Annotated in this window: 1 protein-coding gene; it reads left to right on the top strand. The window is 48.5% G+C overall.

Annotation, left to right across the window (positions count from 1 at the left end; translation table 11 throughout):
* On the top strand, window positions 1-800 hold an 800-nt coding region (locus P9687_RS17240), incomplete at its 5' end, for an amino acid permease (protein ID WP_328228957.1).
* Between the last annotated feature and the right edge of the window lie 127 nt (window positions 801-927).

Here is a 927-nt window from a genome sequence, read left to right as displayed (position 1 = left end):
TTGTCGGGGTTGCCGCCGGGGAAAGCGAAAATCCGGCGAAAAATGTGCCGAAAGCGATTAAAAATGTTTTCTGGAGAATTCTATTATTCTATGTGCTTGCCATCCTTGTCATCGGGCTCCTTGTCCCGTATACAAACAGCAGTCTGAAAAGCGAGAATGTTCTCGTCAGCCCGTTCACTCTTGTCTTTAAAAAAGCCGGCCTTTCATTTGCTGCTTCGATGATGAATGCCGTGATCCTGGCCGCCGTTCTGTCAGCCGGCAATTCCAGCCTGTACGCATCCACGCGCATGCTTTACGCAATGGCAAAAGAAGGACAGGCCCCGCGCATTTTTTCAAAGCTTGACAGGCGCGGCGTCCCTGTTCCGGCCATGATTTTAACCGCAGTTGTCGGCATGCTTGCGTTTTTCACTTCCATTTTCGGGGACGGTGTTGTGTATATTTGGCTTATGAATTCGATCGGCATCACCGGCTTTATTTTCTGGCTTGGCATCTGCGTTAGCCATTACCGGTTCCGCAAAGCTTTTCTCGCGCAAGGGCACTCGCTCGCTGAACTTCCTTACAGAGCGAAATGGTATCCGTTCGGTCCGATATTTGCCATTGCCGTTTGCCTGATTGTGACACTCGCCCAGGACTACCAGGCATTCCTCGCCCCGCATATCAACTGGGGAAATGTCATTGCGGCCTATCTCGGCATTCCATTCTTTCTCGTATTGTGGTTCGGATACAAAATCGCAAGAAAAACAAAAATCGTGCCGCTTGATGCACACGATTTCCATGAGATTACAGAACCCAATGAATAAACCGGGCTCTAAAGTCCCAGGCTTAGCAGCTCCGGATGAACATACTTTTATAAAAAAGGGAAAAGCTTGCACTTGAAACGCACCGTATATGAAGAAAGGACGTCATTTTTTCATGCTTCCTTCACAT

The sequence above is a fragment of the Weizmannia sp. CD-2023 genome, assembly GCF_036225245.1.
GTDB classification, from domain to species: domain Bacteria; phylum Bacillota; class Bacilli; order Bacillales; family Bacillaceae_C; genus Weizmannia; species Weizmannia faecalis.
Note: the sequence above shows the minus strand (reverse complement) of the source record. Positions and strands in the feature narration are given on the sequence as shown.